We start from the raw sequence: 21340 nt of genomic DNA on the forward strand, positions 1-21340 counted from the left end.
ATGATCGAATCAGTTGACGTGGGAAAGTAACGTCGGCGATCCGGCTTCGACGGCGAAGGAGGCGCACCGTGGCGCGACCCCAGGGCGAGACCATGCCGCCGCTCAGCGCCCGCTCGGTCGCACTCAGCCTCCTCCTCGGCGCCACCCCGCCGAGGCTCGCCGCCGCCGACCTCGGCCGCCTCGCCGCGCACTTCGGCCTCGCCCCGGCGACCATGCGGGTCGCCCTCTCGCGCATGGTCGCCGCCGGGGAGCTCGACGCGAACGACGGCGTCTACGCCCTCTCCGCCAGACACCTCGCCCGTCGCGAGACGACCGAGGCCGGCATCCACCCCGAGCCCGCCGCGTACACCGGCACTTGGCGCATGATCGTCGCCACCGGCGGCGGTCGGCCCGCCGACGAACGCCAGGCCACGCGCGCCGCGCTCGAACGAGGTCGCTTCGCCCCGCTCCGCGAGGGGGTGTGGATGCGGCCCGGCAATCTCGGAGAACCCGCCCCGATCCCCGGCGACGCCCTCCTCGCCTTCTCGGTCGTGCCCGATGACGACCAGGCGCTCGCCGGCCGGCTCTGGGACCTCGACGCGTGGGCCGAGAAGGCGCGAACCCTGCTCGAGGTGCTGCACGGCCCCGAAGGGCCGATGACCCGACTCACCGCGGCCGCGGCCGCCGTGCGGCACCTGGCCGCAGACCCCGTCCTGCCCGCCGAACTCGAACCGGCCGACTGGCCGGCCGCCCGGCTCCGACGGAGCTACGCCGCCTACCGCGACGAACTCGCCGCCATCGCCGCCACGGCATCCACCCCCGAAACGAAGGACTGAACCGCATGATCACCCACGAGGTCCTGAACCAGCCCCCGCCGCTCGTCGACTACGACGCCGCGGCCGTTCCCGTCGTCCGCGAGGCCCTCGAACGAGCCGGCGCCCGGCCCGCCGAGCTCGACGAGGTCGGTCGGGCCGCCGGCAGCGCCCACGCCCTCGAACTCGGCGACCGCGCGGAACGGAACGCGCCGGTGCTGCGCACCCACGACCGCCACGGGCACCGCATCGACGAAGTCGACTACGACCCCGCGTACCACGAGCTCATGCGCACCGCCGTCGGGTTCGGCCTGCACGGCTCGCCGTGGGCCTCCACCGACCCGAACGCGCACCTCGTGCGGGCCGCCAAGTACAGCCTCTGGCAGGCGGTGGACGCCGGGCACGGCTGCCCCGTCACGATGACGTACGCCGCGGTGCCGGCCCTCCGCGCCGACCCGGAGCTCGCGGCCCGATACACGCCGCTGCTCACGAACGGCTCCTACGAGCCGGGGCTGCGCCCGGCCGCCGAGAAGGCCGGCATCACCGCCGGGATGTCGATGACCGAGAAGCAGGGCGGCTCCGACGTGCGCGCCAACACCACCCGCGCCGAGCCGCTTGCCGACGGCACGTACCGCATCGTGGGGCACAAGTGGTTCACCTCGGCGCCGATGAGCGACATCCTGCTCACCCTCGCCGTCGCCCCCGGCGGCGTCACCTGCTTCGTGCTGCCGCGGGTGCTGCCCGACGGCAGCCGCAACGCCATCCGGCTGCAGCGGCTGAAGGACAAGCTCGGCAACCGATCCAATGCGAGCAGCGAACTCGAGTACGAGAACGCGATCGGCTGGCGCCTCGGCGAGGAAGGGCGGGGCGTCCGCACCATCATCGAGATGGTCAACGGCACACGCCTGGACTGCACCCTCGGCACCGCGACGATCATGCGCCACGGCGTGCAGCAGGCGGTGCATCACGCCGCCCACCGCAGCGCGTTCGGCGCACGCCTCATCGACCAGCCCCTCATGCGGAACGTGCTCGCCGACCTCGCCGTCGAGGCCGAGGCATCCACGACCGTCGCGCTCTGGCTCGCCTCGCTCACGGATGCCGCGCTCGCCGGTGACGAGCAGGCCGCCGCGCTGCGGCGCATCGGGCTCGCCGTCTCGAAGTACTTCGTGTGCAAGCGCGGGCCCGAGCACGCCGCCGAAGCCCTCGAATGCCTCGGCGGCAACGGATACGTCGAGGAGTCGAGGATGCCGCGCATGTACCGCGAGACGCCGCTGAACTCGGTCTGGGAGGGCAGCGGCAACGTCGCCGCCCTCGACGCCTTGCGGGCCATGACCCGTCAGCCCGAAACCCTCGAAGCCCTCCTCGGCTTCCTCCGCGGGGCCGCCGGCGTCGACCGCCGCTACGACGCCTTCATCGGCTCGCTCGAGCGGCACCTCGCCGACCCCGGAACGCTCGAATACCGTGCCCGCATCGTCGTCGGCGAGCTCGCGAGAGCCCTGCAGGGCGCGTTGCTCGTCCGACACGGCGACCCCGCCGTCGCCGACGCCTTCGTCGCCTCGCGCCTGGCCGGCGAGCACGGCGACGCCTACGGCACGCTCGGCACCGGCGCCGATCTCGAGCCGATCATCGCCCGGTACCGCCTGGCCTGAGCCGGCCGCCGCGCACCCCGCGCCCGCGCCGCACACCAGCGGCGGCCGCACCCGATCCACCCACCCCACCCACCCACCCCGAAGGGAACCGACAATGGAGCCGACCCCCGCCCGACTGCTGCGCGAACGCGCACGCCTGAACCCCGACGCGACCGCATACGTCTCCGACGAGCGCCGCATCGACTTCCGCACCGCCGAGCGCGAGGCATCCGCCCTGGCCGCGCACCTCGACGCGAACGGCGTCGGCGCCGGCGACCGCGTCGTCGTGCTCGCCAAGAACAGCGACTTCCTGGCGACGTCGCTCTTCGCCGTCTCGTGGCTCGGCGCGATCGCCGTGATCGCGAACTGGCGCCTGCCGGCGGCCGAACTCGCCCACGTCTTCGACGACAGCGAACCGGTCGCCGTGCTCGCCGACGAGGCCTTCGGTCCGGCGGTGCAGGAGTTGCGGCAGGCGCGCCCCGGCATCCGCCACGTCGTCGTCGACACCGCCGACGACTACCGCGCGATCATCGCGGACGCTCGCGCGCACGGCGCGGAGCCGGCCGGCTCGTCCGCCGATGCGGCCGTCATCATGTACACCTCCGGCACGACCGGGCGATCGAAGGGCGCCGTGCTCACCGGCGCGAACCTGTACTGGTCGGCCGAGGGCATGGTTTCGACGATCCCGTGGGAACCGGGCCACCGCTTCCTCCTCGTCGCCCCCATGTTCCACATCGGCGGGCTCGCACCGCTGCTGGCGAACGTGCTGCGCGGCACGGCGACGGTGTTCCTACGCGACTTCGACCCGGCCGCCGTGTGGCGCACCATCGCGGAAGAGCGCATCACGACCATGATGACCGTGCCGCTCATGCTGCGTGCGCTCACCCACGTCGCCGGCCTCGGACCGGTGGATGCGTCGAGCCTCGTGAACGTGACCTGCGGCGGTGCGCCGGTGGCCGACGAGCTGGCCGGAGCCTTCACCGCCGCCGTCGGCGTCCCGGTCCAGCTCGTCTACGGCGTCACCGAGTTCACGGGCGCCGTCGCCTTCCGCCTCGGCGGCGAAGGCGCCGCGCACGCCGGCAGCACCGGCCGGGCCGTCTTCGGCGGCGAGCTCGCCGTCGCCGACCCGGCCACGGGCCAGGCCCTCGCGCCGGGGGAGACCGGCGAAGTGCTCATCCGCGGCCCGCAGCGCTTCGCCGGGTACTGGCGCGACGAAGCATCCACGGCCGCCGCGATCACCGCCGACGGCTGGTACCGCTCGGGCGACGTCGGCCGCATCGACGAGGACGGCTTCGTACGCCTCGTCGACCGGGTGAAGGACGTCGTCATCAGCGGCGGCGAGAACATCTACCCCGCCGAGCTCGAGGTGGTGCTTGCCGCCCACCCCGCCGTCGCCGACGTCGCCGTCGTCGGCCGCCCCGACGAGACCTGGGGCGAGGTGCCGATCGCCTTCGTCGTCGCCGCTCCGGGAACGGCCGCCGAGGGCCTGGAGGCCGAGCTCGTCGAGGCATGCCGTGCGAAGCTCGCCGGCTACAAGACGCCCAAGGCGATCCGGTTCGTCGAGGCGATCCCGCGCAACACCCTCGGCAAGGTCCTGAAACGGCAGCTGCGCGACGAGGAGCGGGCCGCGGCCTGAGCACGTCCAGACGAACGCGGCCCGGCATCCACCGATGGATGCCGGGCCGCGTTCGTCGAATGCGACGCGCTCAGTTGCCGCCCCAGGTCTCCACGCCCGTGATCTTCACGGCGATGTCACGGCCGTTGGGGGCCTGGTAGCTCGTCTCGTCGCCGATCTTCAGGCCCAGGATGGCCTCGCCGAGCGGGCTCTGCTCGCTGTAGACCGACAACTCCGAGTCGCCGGCGATCTCACGGCTGCCGATGAGGAAGGTCGTCGGGTCGCCGGCGATCTCGGCGGTGATCACGGTGCCCGACTCGACGACGCCCGTCGAGACCGGCGCCTCGCCGACCTGGGCGTGCTTCAGCAGCTCGGCGAGCTGACGGATGCGGGCCTCCTGCTTGCCCTGCTCGTCCTTGGCGGCGTGGTACCCGCCGTTCTCCTTGAGATCGCCCTCTTCGCGAGCCGCTTCGATGCGTTTGGCGATCTCTTCCCGCCCCGTCGTGCTGAGCTCCTCGAGCTCGGCGGCGAGCCGGTCGTATGCGTCCTGGGTGAGCCAGGTGACGGCAGCCATATCCACTCCCGTGATAGACGTGACGCCCTGGCGGACTGCCAGGGCGAATGACCCATGTTAGGTGAGCCAGCAGTGCGAAATCAAACCCGTGTTCGCCTCCTGGGCGACGCGGACCGTTTCGGTGAAGGTGCGCAGCGGCCGCTCGGAGGCGGGGATCTCGACGACCTTCCAGCCGACGACGGCGAACTCCTCGTTCAGGGCCTGCACGGCGCAGGCCGTGTCGGTGCCGACCGGCACCGAGAGCTGCCACGTCACATCCACCGCCCGCTCGTCGTTGCGGAGGGTGTGGCCGAGGTCTTTCGCCTGGATCTGCGTCGGCGAGTCGAGGCCGGCCCAGATCACCCAGGCGATGACCGCGAGGGCCGCGAAGACCCCGCCGCCGGCCAGCAGGAGCACGTCACGTCGGCGGCGCTTCGGGGTGCGCCCGTAGCGCGCGGAGATGGCGTCGGAAGCAGTCACAGGGGGTTCCTCGATCGGATCGATTAGGCTCGGGACTAGCTTATTCGCGCGCTCCTGAAAGAGGTCCCATGACCGCCATGCTCGCCGGATTCACCGATACGGCCGTCCGGTTCGAGGGCTTCGCGGCTCGTCTCGCCGCGGAGGAGGACTTCGATCCGAACGATGTGACCCCCGGCGTCGTCGGCTTCATCGTCACCTTCCTCATCGCGATCGTCGTCGTGCTCCTCATCATCGACATGGTGCGCCGCATCCGCCGCACGAACTACCGTGCCGAGGTGCGCGAGCGCCTCGCGGCCGAAGCGGCGGCGCGTGACGACGAGCTCGGTGCGGGCGACGGGCAGGCGGTGGATGCCGGTGAGGCGCCCGGCCCCGGTGCGGATGCGCCGGCGCGCCCCGACGAGCCGGGCGAGGCCGGCCCGGCCGAGGGCCCGACGGGCCGCTGAGCGCACGCCGGGCCCCGCCCGGCTCGCGCGCTACGCCGCTCAGCCCGCGTGGTACGCGGGCGCGAGGGCGATGAGCAGCACCGCCGCCCAGTGGCACATGAACGCGACCACCGTGCACACGTGGAAGATCTCGTGGAAGCCGAAACGACCCGGCCACGGGTTCGGCTTCTTGATGCCGTAGACGACCGCGCCGGCCGTGTAGAACAGCCCGCCGACGAGCACGAGCACCATCATGGCGACGTTCGCGTTCACGAGGTCGACGATGTACATCATCGCCGCCCAGCCGAGCAGCACGTAGATCGGCACGTACAGCCAGCGCGGCGCCGTGATCCAGAACACGCGGAAGCCGATGCCGAGCAGGGCCCCGCCCCAGACGAAGCCGAGCAGCAGCCAGCCCTTGTCCGGCGGCAGGGCGAGGATCGCCAGCGGCGTGTAGGTGCCGGCGATGAGCAGGAAGATGTTCGCGTGGTCGATCCGTTTCAGGATCATCTTCGTCCGGGGCTTCCAGTTGAAGCGGTGGTACAGGGCCGAGTTGCCGAACAGCAGCATCGAGGTCAGCATGAACACGGCCGAAGCCCACTTCGCCGGCGCGCCGTGGGCGAGGGAGATCAGCACGATGCCCGCCGCGATCGTGACGGGGAAGGTGCCGGCGTGGATCCACCCGCGCCAGGTGGGCTTGATCTCGACGGCCGCATCGGCGTCGGCGGCGTCGAGCAGGGGGATGTTCGGCAGCTGCGGGCCGCCGTCGGCGGCTGCGGGGGAGTGTTCGGCATCCATCGCGGGATCCTTCCGGCCTCCGGCCGGGCCCGGATGGTCCTCCGCCGAACGCTCGAGGACGTCGGCAGCGGGGGATTCGGGCGTTTTCCGGGGGCTCATGCACTCAGGGTAGGACCGGAGCATCACGATCGGCTGTGAGGGAGGGCGCCCTGGAGCGGTAGCGTGGTCGCGTGAAATCTGGTGATCGGTCGGCCGGGCGCGGCATCCTCTACCGCCTCTACGAGTCGCGCCTCGAACGCGGCCTCGACCAGGCGGCGCTGCCGGAGCACGTCGCGATGATCATCGACGGCAACCGGCGCTGGGCGAAGCAGCTCGGCTACGAGACCGCCGCCCACGGGCACCGCGCCGGCGCGGCGAAGATGCTCGAGTTCCTCGAATGGTGCGACGACGCCGGCATCCGCGTCGTGACCCTGTACCTGCTCTCCAGCGACAACCTCGTCAGCCGCGAGGCGCCCGAACTCGGCGACCTCGTCGAGATCATCGCAGGGCTCGCGCAGGCGGTCTCCGAGAACCGCGACTGGCGCGTCCAGCACGTCGGCTCCGACGCGGGGCTGCCCGCGTCGCTCGTGGCCGCGCTGGATGCCGCCGAGGAGCGTACCGCGGGCAACACCGGGCTGCACGTCAACCTCGCCGTCGGCTACGGCGGGCGCACCGAGATCACCGACGCCATGCGATCCATCGTCGCCGACCATCATGCCGAGGGCCGCAGCCTCGAAGACCTCGCCGAGCGCCTCACCCCCGAACTCATCGGCGAGCACCTCTACACCGGCGGGCAGCCCGACCCCGACCTCGTGATCCGCACCTCGGGCGAGCAGAGGCTCAGCGACTTCATGCTCTGGCAGTCGGCCCACAGCGAGTTCTATTTCGTCGAGGCCCTCGGCCCCGACCTGCGGCGCGTCGACTTCCTGCGCGCCCTCCGCGACTACTCGACGCGGAACCGCCGTTTCGGCGGCTGAACGCGACGCGCCCGCTCCGCCCGGACCCCCGGGATTCTGGGAGACTGGACCGAGCCACCGAGACGAAAGGCACGCGAGTGACGATCGACGAGTTCAACGCGGGATTCCCCGAGGAACCGGGCTACCTCGACTACGGTCGCGTCGGCCCCCTCTCGACGACCGCCGCTGAGGAGACGCTCGCCCTCACCCAGGTGCTGCAGCGGGCCCGCTACGGCAGCATGGACGTCTTCGGGGAGCAGGATGCGCGCCTGCGGCGGGCCGTCGCGGGCGTCACGGGCTTCGCCGACGACCGGATCGTCTTCCAGCCGAACACCACCACCGGCCTCATGCACGCCATGTTCGGCCTCACCGGCGACGTGCTGCTGTCGGCCGAGGAGTTCCCGAGCCTGCCGATCGCGGCCGTCCGCGCCGAGGAGGCGCTGCACGCGGCGAAACCGATCTGGCTCGAAACCGATCACGGCCGCGTCACCGCCGGGCAGATCCGGGAGCAGCTGACGGCATCCACCGTCGCCGTCGCCGTGAGCCTCGTCGACTCCCGCACCGGCTATCTCGCCGACCTTGAGGGCATCCGGCAGGTCATCGGCGACCGGCTGCTCATCGTCGACGCCATCCAGGGCTTCGGGGTCGCCGACGCCGCCTGGGAGGCCGCCGACGTCATCGCCACCGGCGGGCAGAAGTGGGTACGCGCCGGCTGGGGGACCGGCTTCCTCGCCCTCTCCGACCGGGCGGCCGAGCGCCTCACACCCGTGTTCTCGGGCTTCACCGGTACCGAGGAGGACGAGCCCTGGGGCTTCGTGCCGCCGCCTGCGCCCGGCGCCCGGGCGTTCCGCGTCACGAACCCCGACCCGATCGCCGCCGCCCGCTTCGCCGCGGCCCTCGAGGAGATCGCCGCGGTCGGCATCGACGTCATCTCGGCCGCCGTCGCCGAACGGGTCAGCCGCGTCATCGACCTCGCCGACGAGTTCGGCGTCGCCGTCGCCTCCTCGCGCGACGAGCGTGAGCGGGCCGGGATCGTCATCCTCGAACCGCCCGCCGAGCAGGTCACGCTCCTCACCGCATCCCTGCACAACCACGGCGTTTCGGCCACGACCCGGCAGGGTCGTGTGCGGCTCTCCGTGCACTCCGCGACGAACGAGGAGACGCTCGACATGCTCCGCGGCGCCCTCGTGTCGTACTCGACGGCCGCCGCCTACTGAGCTCCGCTGCGGCCGGGCTGTGAGCCGGCATCCGCACCGCGTGTCGTGCCGGTGGATGCCGTGGGTGCCGTCGTACCTTCGAGGCATCGGGCAAGGTGCCCGATCGAGCCGGCCTCGAACCGCTCGATGAGAGGACCGCGAACCGGCTCGCACCACCGGGCGGAAGCTCGGGAACGGGAGTGGTCGTGACCTCTGTCGGAACGCCGAAATCGACCGATCGAACGGAAGGGGCCGGCGCCGGCCCGGCATCCGCACCCCGCCGCGAGGCCCCGCCGGCCGCCGCGACCGCCGAGCGCAGCTACGTGCTCGACACCTCGGTGCTGCTCAGCGATCCGCGCGCGATCTTCCGCTTCGCCGAGCACGCCGTCATCCTGCCGGTCGTCGTCATCACCGAGCTCGAGGCCAAGCGCAACGACCCCGAGATCGGCTTCTTCGCCCGGCAGGCTCTGCGCATCCTCGACGAACTGCGCGTCGAGCACGAACGGCTCGACTTCCCGATCCCCGTCGGCGAGGGCGGATCCCTCCGCGTCGAACTGAACCACACCGATCCGTCGCTGCTGCCGTCGGGCCTCCGCCTCGGCGACAACGACTCCCGCATCCTCGCCTGCGCGCTCAACCTGCAGCAGGACGGGGTGGCCGTCACGGTCGTCTCCAAGGACCTGCCGCTCCGGGTGAAGGCGGCATCCATCGGCGTGGATGCCGCGGAATACCTCGCCGAACTGGCGCCCGAATCGGGCTGGACCGGCATGGCCGAGCTCGCCCTCGGCGCCCAGGAGATGGCGCGCCTCTACGAGCACGAGGAGCTCGACCTCGACGGCGCGGAGGGCCAGCCCGTGAACACGGGGCTCGTCATCCAGTCCGAACGGGGTTCGGCCCTCGGCCGGGTGGTGGATGCCGGCCGGGTCCGCCTCGTCCGCGGCGACCGGGACGTGTTCGGCCTGCACGGCCGCTCGGCCGAGCAGCGCCTCGCGATCGACCTGCTGCTCGACCCCGAGATCGGCATCGTCTCCCTCGGCGGGCGGGCCGGCACCGGCAAGTCCGCGCTCGCCCTCTGCGCCGGCCTCGAAGCCGTGCTCGAGCGCCGCCAGCACAAGCGGATCATGGTGTTCCGCCCGCTCTACGCCGTCGGCGGGCAGGAGCTCGGCTATCTGCCGGGGGACCAGGGCGAGAAGATGAACCCGTGGGCGCAGGCCGTCTACGACACCCTCGGCTCGGTCGTCTCCGACAACGTCATCGACGAGGTCGAATCGCGCGGGATCCTCGAGGTGCTGCCGCTGACCCACATCCGCGGCCGGTCGCTGCACGACGCCTTCGTGATCGTCGACGAAGCCCAGTCCCTCGAACGCAACGTGCTCCTCACGGTGCTCAGCCGCGTCGGGCAGAACTCGAAGGTCGTGCTCACGCACGACGTCGCCCAGCGCGACAACCTCCGCGTCGGCCGCCACGACGGCGTCGCCTCGGTCATCGAGACCCTGAAGGGCCACCCGCTCTTCGCGCACATCACCCTCACCCGCTCGGAGCGTTCGGCGATCGCCGCCCTCGTCGCCGAGGTCCTCGACGTCAACGAGCTGAGCTGAGCTGATACATGGTGCTCCTCGCGCTCCTCTTGGGCGGGCTGCCGCTCGCGGTCGCCGGCCTCCTCCTCCCGATCGAGGCCGATCCGGCGGCCCGGCGGACGCGCCCCGGGATCCCGGCACGCATCGGGGTACGTGCGACGGCGCTCATCGCAGCGTGCGGGGTGAGTGCGATGGTCGCGTTCGCGGCCCTGCACATCCTCGTGTGGAACCCGACGGCGAAGCTGCCGGGCATGCAACTCGCCGAGATCTACGCGGCGATGGCCGCGCGCGGCGAGCCGCCGGGGCTCGCCGTCGGCTGGGTCGTCGCCTGGGCGGCCGGCTGGGCGCCCCTCGTCGCGGTCTTCGCCGCCGTCGCGGTGCTCGGGCCGCGGGGGCTGCTCCGGAACCTCGACGCACGCCGCGTCGCCCGCCTCGTCGTGCTCGCGGTCGTCGGCATCGGCTTCGGCCACTGGGCGGCGGGCTTCTCGATGGGCATGTCGCTCGCCGACGCGTTCGGCACGAGCGGATCCGACGCCGCCCCCGGCGGCATGGTGCTGATCGCGGCGGCGCTCTTCGCCTTCGCGATCGCCGTGTTCAAGTTCGGGGTGCCGATGCTGCTGCCGCGTCCCGGCGAAGCACGATAACCGAAGCAGAGCCAGGCCTTCGGCGCCTTCGTCATCGGAAGCAGGCCGGATCGACCGGATGACACCGGAAGCAGGCCGGATCGACCGATTCGGGCGCCTGCTGCCTGCTTTCGGAACGGCCCACCGCACCCGGCGCTGCCGAAACCTCGGCGGGCGCGGTCAGTAGATGCGCTCGGCGTAGGCCGGGCCGTAGTGCTTGCGGAAGCCGTCGGCGCGTCGGTGGTCGGGCTGTTCGGGCAGGGCGTTCCGCCGAAGTCCATGCCCCGACGCTACGCGCTCGAACGCATCGCAGACGACGGATGCCCCGAGGCCGCGCGGCCCCGGGGCATCCGGTCGTGCGAAACGGTTAGGCCTGCGGCGGCTTCGTCATCGAGAGCAGGTCGAGGGCCGAATCCAGCTGCGCCTCGGTGAGTTCGCCGCGCTCCACGTAGCCGAGGTCGATGACCGCCTCGCGCACGGTGATGCCCTGCTTGACCGAGTGCTTCGCGATCTTCGCGGCGGCCTCGTAGCCGATGAGCTTGTTCAGCGGTGTCACGATCGACGGCGACATGCCGGCAAGGGCCGTCGTGCGCTCCACATTGGCCTCGAGCCCGTCGACGGTCTTGTCGGCGAGGACCCGCACCGCGTTCGAGAGCAGGCGGATCGACTCGAGCAGCGCCGTGCCCATGACGGGGATCTGCACGTTGAGCTCGAAGGAGCCGGACGCGCCGCCCCAGGCGATCGTCGCGTCGTTGCCGATGACGCGGGCGGCGACCATGAGGACGGCCTCGGGGATGACCGGGTTGACCTTGCCCGGCATGATCGAGGAGCCAGGCTGCAGGTCGGGGATCGCGATCTCACCGAGGCCCGTGTTCGGGCCGGAGCCCATCCAGCGCAGGTCGTTGCAGATCTTCGTGAGGCTCACCGCGATCGTCCGCAGCGCGCTCGACGCGTCGACGAGGCCGTCGCGGTTGGCCTGCGCCTCGAAGTGGTCGGCCGCCTCGGTGATCGGCAGCTCCGTCTCCTGCTGGAGGAGCTCGATGACCAGCTGCGGGAAGCCGGCGGGGGTGTTGATGCCGGTGCCGACGGCGGTGCCGCCGAGCGGGACCTCGGCCGCGCGCGGAAGCGCGGTACGCACGCGCTCGATGCCGAGGCGGATCTGGCGGGCGTAGCCGCCGAACTCCTGGCCGAGGGTGACGGGCGTGGCATCCATGAGGTGCGTGCGGCCCGACTTCACGACGCCGGCCCACTGGTCGGCCTTCGCCTCGAGGGCGACGGCGAGGTGGTCCAGCGCCGGCACGAGCTCGTCGATGAGGGCGCTCGTGACGGCGATGTGCACCGAGGTGGGGAACACGTCGTTCGAGGACTGCGAGGCGTTCACATGGTCGTTCGGGTGCACCTCGCGGCCGAGCTTGGCGGTCGCGAGGGTCGCGAGGACCTCGTTCATGTTCATGTTCGAGCTCGTGCCCGAACCCGTCTGGTAGACGTCGACGGGGAAGTGCTCGGTGAAGCCGTGCTCGCCGGCGATGACCTCGTCGGCCGAGTCCTGGATGGCCCGGGAGATCTCGGCGTCGAGCACGCCGAGGCGGGCGTTGGCCTCGGCGGCGGCCTTCTTGATGCGAGCGAGCGCCTGGATCTGCTGCGGCTCGAGCCCGGATCCCGAGATGGGGAAGTTCTCGACGGCGCGCTGGGTCTGCGCGCGGTACAGGGCCGAGACCGGCACCCGCACTTCGCCCATCGTGTCGTGCTCGATGCGGTAGTCCGCGTTGTCCACCACGGTGTGATTCCCTTTCGATTGCCGCCGGGCCCGATCGGCCCGGCTTCAGGTGTCGACTCCGCCCGGGTTCCGGGTCAGATGTCGCCGACGACGAGGTCGGTCTCGGCTCGCCCCTCGAGGAGGCGGTAGTTGGCGCCGACGACAGCCAGCGTACCGGCTGCGACCCCGTCGCTGATCATCTCGCTGCGCTCGAGGAGCTCGGCGACGGTGTCGCGGAGGTGCTCGCGGCCGACGTAGCTCGCGTCGACGTCGGCGGGGTCGATGGATGCCCCGGGGCCGCCGCCGGCGACGCGTCGCACGGCCGGCACGATGTGGTCGACGAGCTTCGCGATATGCGCCGGAAGCGGGGCGGCGTCGGCGGCCTGCGAGTCGATCGCGGCACGCACCGCACCGCACTCGTCGTGGCCGAGGACGAGGATGAGCGGCACCTCGAGCACGCCCACGGCGTACTCGAGGGAGCCGAGCACCGAGTCGGACAGGATCTGCCCGGCGTTGCGGACGACGAAGGCGTCGCCGAGGCCGACGTCGAAGATGATCTCCGCCGCCAGACGCGAGTCGCTGCAGCCGAAGACGGCGACGAGCGGCCGCTGGGAGTGCGCGAGCGAGGTGCGGTGCTTCACGTCCTGGTGCGGATGCTGCGGCGCACCCGCGATGAAGCGATCGTTGCCGCGTCGCAGCTCGCGCCAGGTCTCCGCCGGGGTGACGGGGCGTTCGGGCGTGCGTGCGTTCACGGCGACCTCCAGGTGTCGGGCTATTCGGCGCGGATGCTCGGGGCGAGGGCCTCGGCGAACTCGGCGAACTCGGCCGGGTCGGCCGTGCCGAGGAGCACGTAGTCGGCGCCGGGCGTCTCGGCGACCATGCCGTAGCGCGCATTGCCGAGGTCGTCGCCGGAGTCGCGATGGTCGTACACGGTCCACGTGACGCCGTCGATCTCGCTCGTGCCGGTCGCGGCCGTCTTCTGCAGGATGCCGGCGACCCAGCTCGGGTTCGCGTCGAAGGCCTGGTACGAGCCGATGAATTCCTTGCCCGGGGTGATCCAGCCCGTGTACCAGGCCGTCACCCCCTCCGCCTTGCTCGAGCGCAACTCGGCCGCATTCGCCGTCCATCCGTCGAGCTCCGGAACCGCGAGCGACTCGCCGGTGGCCGCCGATGCCTGCTCGGAGACGGCGACGACATCGACCTCGGGGGTGATCGGCGTGTTCGAACGCGGCACGGCGAGGACGACGACGAGGACGATGACGAGGCTCGCCAGCAGCGCGGCGACGACGTTGCGCGTCGTGCGGCTATCGCGGTGCCGGCGCGAGTTCTCTGCCTTGCGGGCCGCCGTTTCGGCCGCGGTCTCCGGCCGGCCGAGTTCGGCGACGACGCGGGGGGCTTTCTCGGCCATCAGGCGTCGTTCTCGGCGTCGGCGCCAGGGGCATCCGCACCGCCGTCGCCGGCTCCGCGTCGTGCGGCGTCCAGGCGCGCCTTCGCGCCGATCAGCCAGTCCTCGCAGCGGGAGGCGAGGGCCTCGCCGCGCTCCCAGAGGGCGAGCGAGTGCTCGAGGCTCGCCTGACCCTGCTCGAGCTCGCCGACGACGCGGACGAGTTCGTCGCGCGCCTCTTCGTAGCTCAGCTGTGCGATATCGGGGGAGGACATGGCATCCATTCTATTCCGGGCCGCCGACGTCGTCGGCCGGTCCGTCGGGCCGGGCCCCCGCGCCGTCTGGCCCGAGGGAGCTCGCATCGATCGCACCGCGCGCCAGCGTCAGGGTGAACGCGGTGCCGGCCGGGGCGTCGGCCGCATCCCGCAGCACGGCCCCGTCGGCCGTTTGCGCGATGGCGTAGCCGCGATCCATCGTCGCCTGCGGCGACAGGGCGCGCAGCTGCCCGCGCAGCTCGCCGACCCGCACCCCGGCGCGTTCGACGATCCGCTCGGCCAGTTCGGCGCCCCTGGCGACCCAGCGGGTGACCTCCTCGGCGCGCGCGTCGATCATCCACTGCGGGTTCGCGAGCACGGGCCGCGACCGCAGCTGCCCGATGCGGTCGACCTCGTGCGCGAGCAGCGAGGTCATCCGCATGCCGATGCGCGTGCGCGCCTGCCCGACCCGCAGCAGCTCCTCGGCGACATCGGGCACGACGCGTTTGGCCGCATCCGTCGGCGTCGAGGCGCGCAGGTCGGCGACCTCGTCGAGCAGCGGGCGGTCCGCCTCGTGCCCGATCGCCGAGACGACGGGGGTGGATGCCGCTGCCGCGGCCCGCAGCACCGCCTCGTCGCTGAACGACAGCAGGTTCTGGAAGTCGCCGCCGCCGCGGGCGACGATGATGACCTCCACCTCGGGGTCGGCGTCGAGCTTCGCGAGGGCCTGCACCACCTCGGCCGCGCTCCGCTCACCCTGCACGGCGGCGTGCTCGACCCGGAAGCGCACGTTCGGCCAGCGCAGCTGGGCGTTGCGCAGCACATCCTTCTCGGCATCCGAGTCCTTGCCGGTGACCAGGCCGATCACGCCCGGCAGGAAGGGCAGCGGGCGCTTCCGCGAATCGTCGAAGAGGCCCTCGGCCCGCAACTGCACGCGCAGCCGCTCGATGCGCTCGAGCAGATCGCCGAGCCCCACATGCTTCAGATCGAAGACCTGCATCGTCAGGCTGCCGCCCTTGACCCACCAGTTGACCTTCACCGAGGCGACCACCCGGTCGCCCTGCTTGAAGTCCTCCTTCAGCCGCGAACGCACCGACGACCAGATCGTGAAGGAGACCGTCGCGTCCTGCTCGAGGTCCTTCAGCTTGCCGTAGACGTTGCCGGCGGACACCGACCACTGCGTGATCTCGCCCTCGATCCACGCGCTGCCGAGGCGATCGACGTACTCCTTGAGCTTGCCCGACAGGAGGGCGACCGGCCACGGATTCTCGCGCGTCGAACGCTCGGGGGGCATCGGCTTCCTCCAGCCGCCCGCCCAGCTTCGTCCGCGTAGACTTGGGCCCGTGACGAGCACGACGGAACCCATGCGGATCGGCCTCGGCATGCCGAGGATCCCGAGCGTGCGAGGCCGGCTCAAGGATATCCCGGTCCACGGACACAAGCGGGTGCTGCTGGCCGCCCCCCGTGGCTACTGCGCCGGCGTCGACCGCGCCGTCGTCGCCGTCGAGAAAGCCCTCGAGCACTACGGTGCACCCGTCTACGTGCGCAAGCAGATCGTGCACAACATCCACGTCGTCACCGAACTCGAGGCCAAGGGTGCGATCTTCGTCGACGAGGTCGACGAAGTGCCCGAGGGCGCCCACATCGTCTTCAGCGCCCACGGCGTCTCGCCGGCAGTCGTGAACTCCGCCGCCGAACGCGGCCTGCACGCCATCGACGCGACCTGCCCGCTCGTCACCAAGGTGCACCGCGAAGCCGTCCGCTACGCCCGCGACGACTACGAGATCCTCCTCATCGGCCACGAGGGCCACGAAGAGGTCGAGGGCACCGCGGGCGAGGCGCCCGACCACGTCACCCTCGTCGGCAGCCCCGACGACGTCGCCTCCATCGAGGTGCAGGACCCCGACAAGGTCGTCTGGCTCTCGCAGACGACCCTCTCGGTCGACGAGACCATGGAGACCGTCCGCCGGCTGCGCGAACGCTTCCCGAACCTGCAGGACCCGCCGAGCGACGACATCTGCTACGCCACGCAGAACCGTCAGGTCGCCATCAAGAAGGTCGCCGAAGACGCCGACCTGGTCATCGTGGTCGGATCCGCCAACTCGTCCAACAGCGTCCGCCTCGTCGAGGTCGCCCTCGAGCACGGCGCGAAAGCCGCCTACCGCATCGACTACGCCGACGAGGTGCGCCAGGAGTGGCTCGACGGCGTCGAGACCGTCGGAGTGACGAGCGGGGCATCCGTGCCCGAGGAACTCGTGCGGGAACTGCTGGACGCCCTCGCCGACGCCGGCTACGGCGCCGTCGACGAAGTCAAGACGGCCGAGGAGGACCTCATGTTCTCGCTGCCGAAGGAGCTTCGCAAAGACCTGCAGGGCAACCGCGACGAGCGGGCCCTCGGCGGCCGGAGCCGCGAGCGCGGGTAGCTGCGTCGCCGGCCCGGCCGGGGCCGCACGCGAGCGGGCTCGCCCGGCTCAGCCGGCCGACATCCGCCGGACGTATTCGAGGAACGTCGGGTCGCCGATCACGATCGCGAAGATGATCGCGAACATCACGAGGATCGCGGCCGCGCCCCCGGCCAGCGGGATCCAGAACGACAGGCGGCCGGCGCGCAGCCGCAGGATCGACCACCCGAGCACCGCCGCATAGAGCGCGAGCAGCACGACGGTGCCGATGAAGGTGATCGTCGGCACGTTCGCGCCGGGCGTGTACTCGCCGATGTCCTGCTGCCGGTAGGCGAGCACGAGCTGCCTCGGCAGATCCTGCAGGCCCGCCGCCATGCTCCATGCGCCGAAGGCGCCGAGCACGAGCAGCATGATCGTGAGGAATCGGTCCGAGGCGGGGCGCTTGGCCTCGGGTGCGGATGCCGGAGCCGCGGCCTTCCCGGCATCCGCACCCGACGTCGTCGCAGCGTTCGAGGCGGGCGGCTCGGGCTCCGCCGCCGGCTCGCCCTGCGGCGGCTGCCACGTCCACCCCTCGGGGGCGTACTCGCCGTAGCGCGGCTTCGGGCGGGGGTCGGGCGCCGGGTCGTGCTCGTCCGTCATGCTCAGGCCGAGATGGAACGCCCGGCCGAACCGAGCTGCTTCGTCGACCCGACGACGCGGGCGGCCATCGCCGACTCGGCGATCTTGCCCCAGGCACGCGGGTCGTACTGCTTCTTGTTGCCGACCTCGCCGTCGACCTTGATGACGCCGTCGTAGTTCTTCAGCATGTAGTCGGCGATCGACCGGGTGAAGGCGTACTGGGTGTCGGTGTCGATGTTCATCTTCACGACGCCGTTGGCGACGGCCTCGGCGATCTCGGCGTCGGTCGATCCCGATCCGCCGTGGAAGACGAGGTCGAGGGGCTTCGGGCCCGTGCCGAACTTCTCGGCGATGCCGGCCTGGATCTCGCCCAGCAGCTCGGGGCGCAGCTTCACGTTGCCGGGCTTGTAGACGCCGTGCACGTTGCCGAAGGTGAGCGCGGCGATCCACCGGCCCTGCTCGCCGAGGCCGAGGGCCTCGACGGCCTGCGCCACGTCGCCCGTCGTCGTGTAGAGGGCGTCGTTCGTGCCCTCGTGCTTGACGCCGTCCTCCTCGCCGCCGACGACGCCGATCTCGACCTCGAGGATCGCGTTGATGTTCTTCACCCGGGGCAGGAGCTCCTCGGCGACCTCGATGTTCTCGGCCAGCGGCACCGCCGAACCGTCCCACATGTGCGACTGGAAGATCGGGTTGCGGCCGGCCCTGACCTCCTCCTCGGAGGCGGCGATGAGCGGCAGCACGAAGTCCTCGAGGGCGGGCTTCGGGCAGTGGTCGGTGTGCAGGGCGACCGTGATCGGGTACGACTTCGCGACCTCGTGGGCGAAGCGCGCGAAGGCGAGCGCACCGGTGGCGCGGGCCTTGACGGTGTGGCCGGCGAAGTAGTCGGCGCCGCCCGTGGTGACCTGGATGATGCCGTCCGAGCCGGCCTCGGTGAGGCCCTGCAGCACCGCATTCAGGGTCTGCGAGCTCGAGACGTTGAAGGCCGGGAACGCGAAGCCGTTCGCCTTGGCGGTGTCGAGCATCTCGGCGTACTGATCCGGAGTTGCAATGGGCATGGCGCTCCTCACACGGGACGTTGGGATTCCCGTCGAGTCTACTGAGTCGAACCGAGTGCCGAAGATTCCGCCCGGCGCTTAAGAATCGATGATCTTTCCGGTGGATGCCGGGGCCCGCCCGGCCCGTTCGCGCGGCCGACGGTTAAACTCGTTCGGGCGGGGAACATCCGCTTCGGCCAGGCGTCCGGCCGCTCCGTGGGCGTCGGATCTCCGGAGGACCCTTTGAGCGACGACAGCGCCACCCTGTTCCACAACCCCGACCGGAACCTCGCCCTCGAGCTCGTGCGCGCGACCGAGGCCGCCGCGATCCGGGCCGTGCCGTGGATCGGCAAGGGCGACAAGAACGCCGCCGACAAGGCCGCGGTGGATGCCATGCGCGCGTTCCTGAAGACCGTCGACTTCGACGGGGTCATCGTCATCGGCGAGGGCGAGAAAGACGAGGCGCCCATGCTCTTCAACGGCGAGCACGTCGGAAGCGGCGACGGGCCGGCCTGCGACATCGCCGTCGACCCCATCGACGGCACCTCGCTGACCGCCGCCGGCCGCAGCCATGCCCTCTCCGTGCTCGCCGTCTCCGACCGCGGCACGATGCTCGACGCCTCCTCCGTCTTCTACATGGACAAGATCGTCACCGGCCCCGAGGGCAAGGGCGTCGTCGACATCCGCAAGCCGATCGGCGAGAACATCCGCGCGCTCGCCGCAGCCCTCGGCAAGGACGTCGCCGACATGCGCGTCGCCGTCCTCGACCGGCCCCGCCACGAGCAGCTCATCGCCGACATCCGCGCCGCCGGCGCAGGGACCCGCCTCATCCTCGACGGCGACGTCGCCGGCGGCATCAACGCCGCCCGCCGCGGCACCCGCATCGACATGTGCGTCGGCATCGGCGGCAGCCCCGAGGGCATCACGACCGCCTGCGCCGTCAAGGCCCTCGGCGGCTTCATGCAGGGGCGCCTCGCGCCCAAGGACGACGCCGAACGCGCCCGCGGCGAAGCCGCCGGCCTCGACGTCGACAAGGTGCTCGAGATCGAGGACATGGTCTCGGGCGACAACACCTTCTTCGTCGCCACCGGTGTGACCGACGGCGCCCTCGTCGCCGGCGTGAAGCGCGACGGCCCGATCATCCGCACCGAGAGCATCGTGCTGCGCTCCAAGTCCGGCACGATGCGGCGCATCGAGGCGGAGCACCTCGTCGAGAAGTGGCTCGAGGCCTGAGCCGGGCGCTCGGGCCGCTCGCGGCCGGGGCTCGTGTCGCGCTCGTCGCACCCAGCGGGCCGCCGCCCGCCGCAGAGCTCGCGCGCGCCGTGTCGCTGGTGTCTGCCTGGGGGCTGGAACCGGTCGTGTTCGAGAGCGCCCGCAGCGCCCATCCGCGAGCGCGCTATCTCGCGGCTCCGGATGCCGTGCGCGCCGCCGACCTCGAAACGGCCTGGTGCGACCCCGCGATCGACGCCGTCTTCTGCGTGCGCGGCGGCTACGGGGCCGTGCGAATCCTCGACCGGCTCGACGCGGGGCGCCTGCGGGCCGCGCGGCCGAAGCCCCTCTACGGCAGCTCCGACGTCACGGCCGTGCACGAGTACTGGGCCGAAACGCTGGGCGTGCCGAGCTGGTTCACGCCCATGCTCGCCACCCGTGCCCTGCTCGACGACGACGCCGCGATCGACGGGCTGCGGCGGGCGGTGTTCGAACCGGTCGCCGGCCGCTCGTTCGCTCGCGACGGCGCCGTCGCCCTCGTGCCCGGCCGCGCCCGCGGCATCCTCGTCGGCGGCAACCTGAGCCTGCTGGCCATGACGCTCGGCGCTCGCCGCCGGCCACCGGCCGCGACAGGCCCCCGCATCGGCCTGCTCGAAGACGTCGCCGAAGAGCCCTACCGGCTCGACGGGCTTCTCGTCTCGCTGCTGCGCGCCGGCTGGTTCGACGGCATGACGGGCATCGCCCTCGGCAGTTGGCAGGGCTGCGGGCCGACCGATGACGTGCGGGAGCTCGTCGAAGAACTCCTCGTGCCGCTCGGCGTGCCCCTCGTCTGGGAGCTCGGCTTCGGCCACGGGCCGGGCGCGTCCAGCATCCCGCTCGGCGTGGTCGCAACGCTCGACGCGGGCGAGCGGCCGTCGCTCCGCATCGACTGACGCGGCGCGCGGGGTTGCCCGGCGTCAGTCGGGCTCGGGGTGGGCGGCGTCGTAGCGGTCTCGGGCGGTGGTGAGCTCCGGGTGGTGCTCGGCGGCCCAGCGGACGAGGGCGAGCGTCGGCTCGAGCAGCGAACGGCCGAGCGGGGTGAGGGCGTACTCGACCCGCGGCGGGATCTCGGGATACGCGGTGCGCCGTACGAGCCCGTCGCGTTCGAGGGCGCGCAGCGTCTGGGTGAGCATGCGGTGCGAGATGCCGTCGATGCGGCGCTGCAGCTCGGTGAAGCGCGCCGGCCCGTCGCCGAGGAGGCCGACGACGAGCAGCGTCCACTTGTCGCCGAGGCGGGCGATGACGGTGCGGATCGTGTGCGCCTCGGGGAAGTCGCGTGCGCAGACGGCGCCGTCCGCCGGCAGCGGCGGCAGCCCCTCGCAGAGGGACGGCCCGGCCGGGTCGGAGGCGGCGGATGCCCGTGGCGAAGCGCCGTCCAGGGCGGCGGCGGGGTGATCGCTCATGCGGGTGCCTCCGGTCGGTTCGGGGTTCGGGGTTCGGGATTCGGTGATCGTGCTCGTCGTGCTCGTCGTGCCGGTGGATGCCGGTGCGGAGCGTTCGTCTGCCGGCCCGAGTCGGTTCCCGCGGTGTGCCTGTCGGTTCCCTCGGTGTGCCTGACGCACCGAGCAGTGCGCGGAGACCGTCGGGTATGGTTTCGTATCGTGCATTACGCACCTACAGTAACCGACTTCCCCGAGAGAACCATGGAGTCACCCGAATGTTCATCGCCGCATGGATCGTGTCCGGCATCGCCGGCGTCGTCTTCTTCGCCGCCGGTCTCATGAAGACCCTGAAGTCCAAGGAGGCCCTCGCCGCCGGCGGCATGGGCTGGACGGAGGACTTCAGCGTGCCGCAGATCAAGCTCATCGCGATCGCCGAAGTGCTCGGCGGGCTCGGCCTCATCCTGCCGGTCGCCACGGGCATCCTGCCCTGGCTCACGCCGGTGGCGGCCTTCGCGCTCGTGATCATCATGGTCGGCGCGACCGTCGTGCACGTACGCCGCAAGGAACCGTACATGCCCGCCCTCGTGCTGACCGTGCTCGCCCTCGCGGCCGGCGTGCTCTGGCTGTTCGTCTGAGCCGACGGA

The 21340-nt window shown here is 71.8% G+C and carries 23 protein-coding genes; 12 read left to right on the forward strand and 11 right to left on the reverse strand.

Going from position 1 to position 21340, the window contains the following annotated elements:
* Positions 1–68: 68 nt before the first annotated feature.
* From G127AT_RS12865 to G127AT_RS12875, 3 genes are all read left to right on the forward strand, one after another.
* Complete coding sequence (locus tag G127AT_RS12865; protein WP_210897504.1) at positions 69–815, forward strand: PaaX domain-containing protein, C- domain protein; 747 nt, start codon at positions 69–71, stop codon at positions 813–815.
* Between the two features lie 5 nt (positions 816–820).
* Positions 821–2440 carry an acyl-CoA dehydrogenase family protein gene (locus G127AT_RS12870; protein ID WP_210897506.1) on the forward strand — a complete coding sequence of 540 codons (1620 nt, stop codon included), beginning with the start codon at positions 821–823 and terminating at the stop codon, positions 2438–2440.
* Positions 2441–2534: 94 nt separating this feature from the next.
* A complete protein-coding gene (locus G127AT_RS12875; protein WP_210897508.1) occupies positions 2535–4055 on the forward strand; it encodes a class I adenylate-forming enzyme family protein in 1521 nt (506 codons plus the stop codon).
* 70 nt (positions 4056–4125) lie between these two features.
* Here the strand turns inward: G127AT_RS12875 and greA are convergent, their stop codons facing one another.
* Together greA and G127AT_RS12885 are read right to left on the reverse strand one after the other, a co-directional pair.
* Positions 4126–4608: a transcription elongation factor GreA gene (gene greA, locus G127AT_RS12880; protein WP_210897510.1), complete on the reverse strand. Its 483-nt coding sequence runs from the start codon at positions 4606–4608 to the stop codon at positions 4126–4128.
* A gap of 57 nt (positions 4609–4665) precedes the next feature.
* Positions 4666–5067, reverse strand: a complete 402-nt coding sequence (locus G127AT_RS12885) for a DUF4307 domain-containing protein (RefSeq protein ID WP_210897512.1) — start codon at positions 5065–5067, stop codon at positions 4666–4668.
* A gap of 68 nt (positions 5068–5135) precedes the next feature.
* On the opposite strand from G127AT_RS12885, the gene G127AT_RS12890 reads away from it, so the two are divergent.
* Positions 5136–5510, forward strand: a complete 375-nt coding sequence (locus G127AT_RS12890; protein ID WP_210897514.1) for a hypothetical protein — start codon at positions 5136–5138, stop codon at positions 5508–5510.
* A 39-nt stretch (positions 5511–5549) separates the two neighbouring features.
* On the opposite strand, the gene trhA is transcribed toward G127AT_RS12890, so the two are convergent.
* On the reverse strand, positions 5550–6287 hold the full coding sequence (gene trhA, locus G127AT_RS12895) for a PAQR family membrane homeostasis protein TrhA (protein ID WP_210902134.1): 738 nt from the start codon (positions 6285–6287) through the stop codon (positions 5550–5552).
* A 170-nt stretch (positions 6288–6457) separates the two neighbouring features.
* Here trhA and G127AT_RS12900 point away from each other — a divergent pair, with 170 nt between their 5' ends.
* The 4 genes from G127AT_RS12900 to G127AT_RS12915 all read left to right on the forward strand — a co-directional run bounded on the left by G127AT_RS12900 (position 6458) and on the right by G127AT_RS12915 (position 10639).
* On the forward strand, positions 6458–7243 hold the full coding sequence (locus G127AT_RS12900; protein ID WP_210897516.1) for an isoprenyl transferase: 786 nt from the start codon (positions 6458–6460) through the stop codon (positions 7241–7243).
* A gap of 77 nt (positions 7244–7320) precedes the next feature.
* Positions 7321–8439, forward strand: coding sequence for an aminotransferase class V-fold PLP-dependent enzyme (locus tag G127AT_RS12905; RefSeq protein ID WP_210897518.1), 1119 nt, complete (start codon positions 7321–7323; stop codon positions 8437–8439).
* Positions 8440–8624: 185 nt separating this feature from the next.
* Positions 8625–10016: an RNA 5'-3' helicase PhoH2 gene (phoH2, locus tag G127AT_RS12910; protein ID WP_244857570.1), complete on the forward strand. Its 1392-nt coding sequence runs from the start codon at positions 8625–8627 to the stop codon at positions 10014–10016.
* A gap of 8 nt (positions 10017–10024) precedes the next feature.
* On the forward strand, positions 10025–10639 hold the full coding sequence (locus G127AT_RS12915) for a hypothetical protein (protein WP_210897520.1): 615 nt from the start codon (positions 10025–10027) through the stop codon (positions 10637–10639).
* Between the two features lie 346 nt (positions 10640–10985).
* Here G127AT_RS12915 and G127AT_RS12920 read toward each other — a convergent pair whose 3' ends face one another.
* The 5 genes from G127AT_RS12920 to xseA all read right to left on the reverse strand — a co-directional run bounded on the left by G127AT_RS12920 (position 10986) and on the right by xseA (position 15306).
* Complete coding sequence (locus G127AT_RS12920; protein WP_210902138.1) at positions 10986–12392, reverse strand: class II fumarate hydratase; 1407 nt, start codon at positions 12390–12392, stop codon at positions 10986–10988.
* 77 nt (positions 12393–12469) lie between these two features.
* On the reverse strand, positions 12470–13126 hold the full coding sequence (locus G127AT_RS12925) for a carbonic anhydrase (protein WP_210897522.1): 657 nt from the start codon (positions 13124–13126) through the stop codon (positions 12470–12472).
* 20 nt (positions 13127–13146) lie between these two features.
* A complete protein-coding gene (locus G127AT_RS12930; protein WP_210897524.1) occupies positions 13147–13782 on the reverse strand; it encodes a DUF4245 family protein in 636 nt (211 codons plus the stop codon).
* On the reverse strand, positions 13782–14042 hold the full coding sequence (locus tag G127AT_RS12935; protein WP_210897525.1) for an exodeoxyribonuclease VII small subunit: 261 nt from the start codon (positions 14040–14042) through the stop codon (positions 13782–13784). Before G127AT_RS12935 ends, G127AT_RS12930 begins: the two co-directional genes overlap by 1 nt.
* A 1-nt stretch (position 14043) precedes the next feature.
* A complete protein-coding gene (gene xseA / locus G127AT_RS12940; RefSeq protein ID WP_210897527.1) occupies positions 14044–15306 on the reverse strand; it encodes an exodeoxyribonuclease VII large subunit in 1263 nt (420 codons plus the stop codon).
* Between the two features lie 88 nt (positions 15307–15394).
* Between xseA and G127AT_RS12945 the strand changes: the two genes are divergently transcribed.
* Positions 15395–16435 (forward strand): 4-hydroxy-3-methylbut-2-enyl diphosphate reductase, encoded by a 1041-nt coding sequence (locus tag G127AT_RS12945; RefSeq protein WP_210902140.1) that lies wholly within the window; start codon positions 15395–15397, stop codon positions 16433–16435.
* Between the two features lie 48 nt (positions 16436–16483).
* Here the strand turns inward: G127AT_RS12945 and G127AT_RS12950 are convergent, their stop codons facing one another.
* Complete coding sequence (locus tag G127AT_RS12950; protein WP_210897529.1) at positions 16484–17053, reverse strand: DUF6264 family protein; 570 nt, start codon at positions 17051–17053, stop codon at positions 16484–16486.
* 2 nt (positions 17054–17055) lie between these two features.
* Positions 17056–18087: a class II fructose-bisphosphate aldolase gene (gene fbaA / locus G127AT_RS12955; protein WP_210897531.1), complete on the reverse strand. Its 1032-nt coding sequence runs from the start codon at positions 18085–18087 to the stop codon at positions 17056–17058.
* Positions 18088–18309: 222 nt separating this feature from the next.
* Here fbaA and glpX point away from each other — a divergent pair, with 222 nt between their 5' ends.
* Positions 18310–19299, forward strand: coding sequence for a class II fructose-bisphosphatase (gene glpX, locus G127AT_RS12960; RefSeq protein ID WP_210897532.1), 990 nt, complete (start codon positions 18310–18312; stop codon positions 19297–19299).
* On the forward strand, positions 19284–20207 hold the full coding sequence (locus G127AT_RS12965; protein WP_244857571.1) for a S66 peptidase family protein: 924 nt from the start codon (positions 19284–19286) through the stop codon (positions 20205–20207). Before glpX ends, G127AT_RS12965 begins: the two co-directional genes overlap by 16 nt.
* Before the next feature lie 24 nt (positions 20208–20231).
* Here the strand turns inward: G127AT_RS12965 and G127AT_RS16340 are convergent, their stop codons facing one another.
* Positions 20232–20717 carry a winged helix-turn-helix transcriptional regulator gene (locus tag G127AT_RS16340; protein WP_210897534.1) on the reverse strand — a complete coding sequence of 162 codons (486 nt, stop codon included), beginning with the start codon at positions 20715–20717 and terminating at the stop codon, positions 20232–20234.
* 254 nt (positions 20718–20971) lie between these two features.
* Between G127AT_RS16340 and G127AT_RS12975 the strand changes: the two genes are divergently transcribed.
* Positions 20972–21331, forward strand: coding sequence for a DoxX family protein (locus G127AT_RS12975; protein WP_210897536.1), 360 nt, complete (start codon positions 20972–20974; stop codon positions 21329–21331).
* Positions 21332–21340 lie beyond the last annotated feature (9 nt).

The sequence above is a fragment of the Agromyces archimandritae genome, assembly GCF_018024495.1.
Taxonomy (GTDB): Bacteria; Actinomycetota; Actinomycetes; order Actinomycetales; family Microbacteriaceae; genus Agromyces; species Agromyces archimandritae.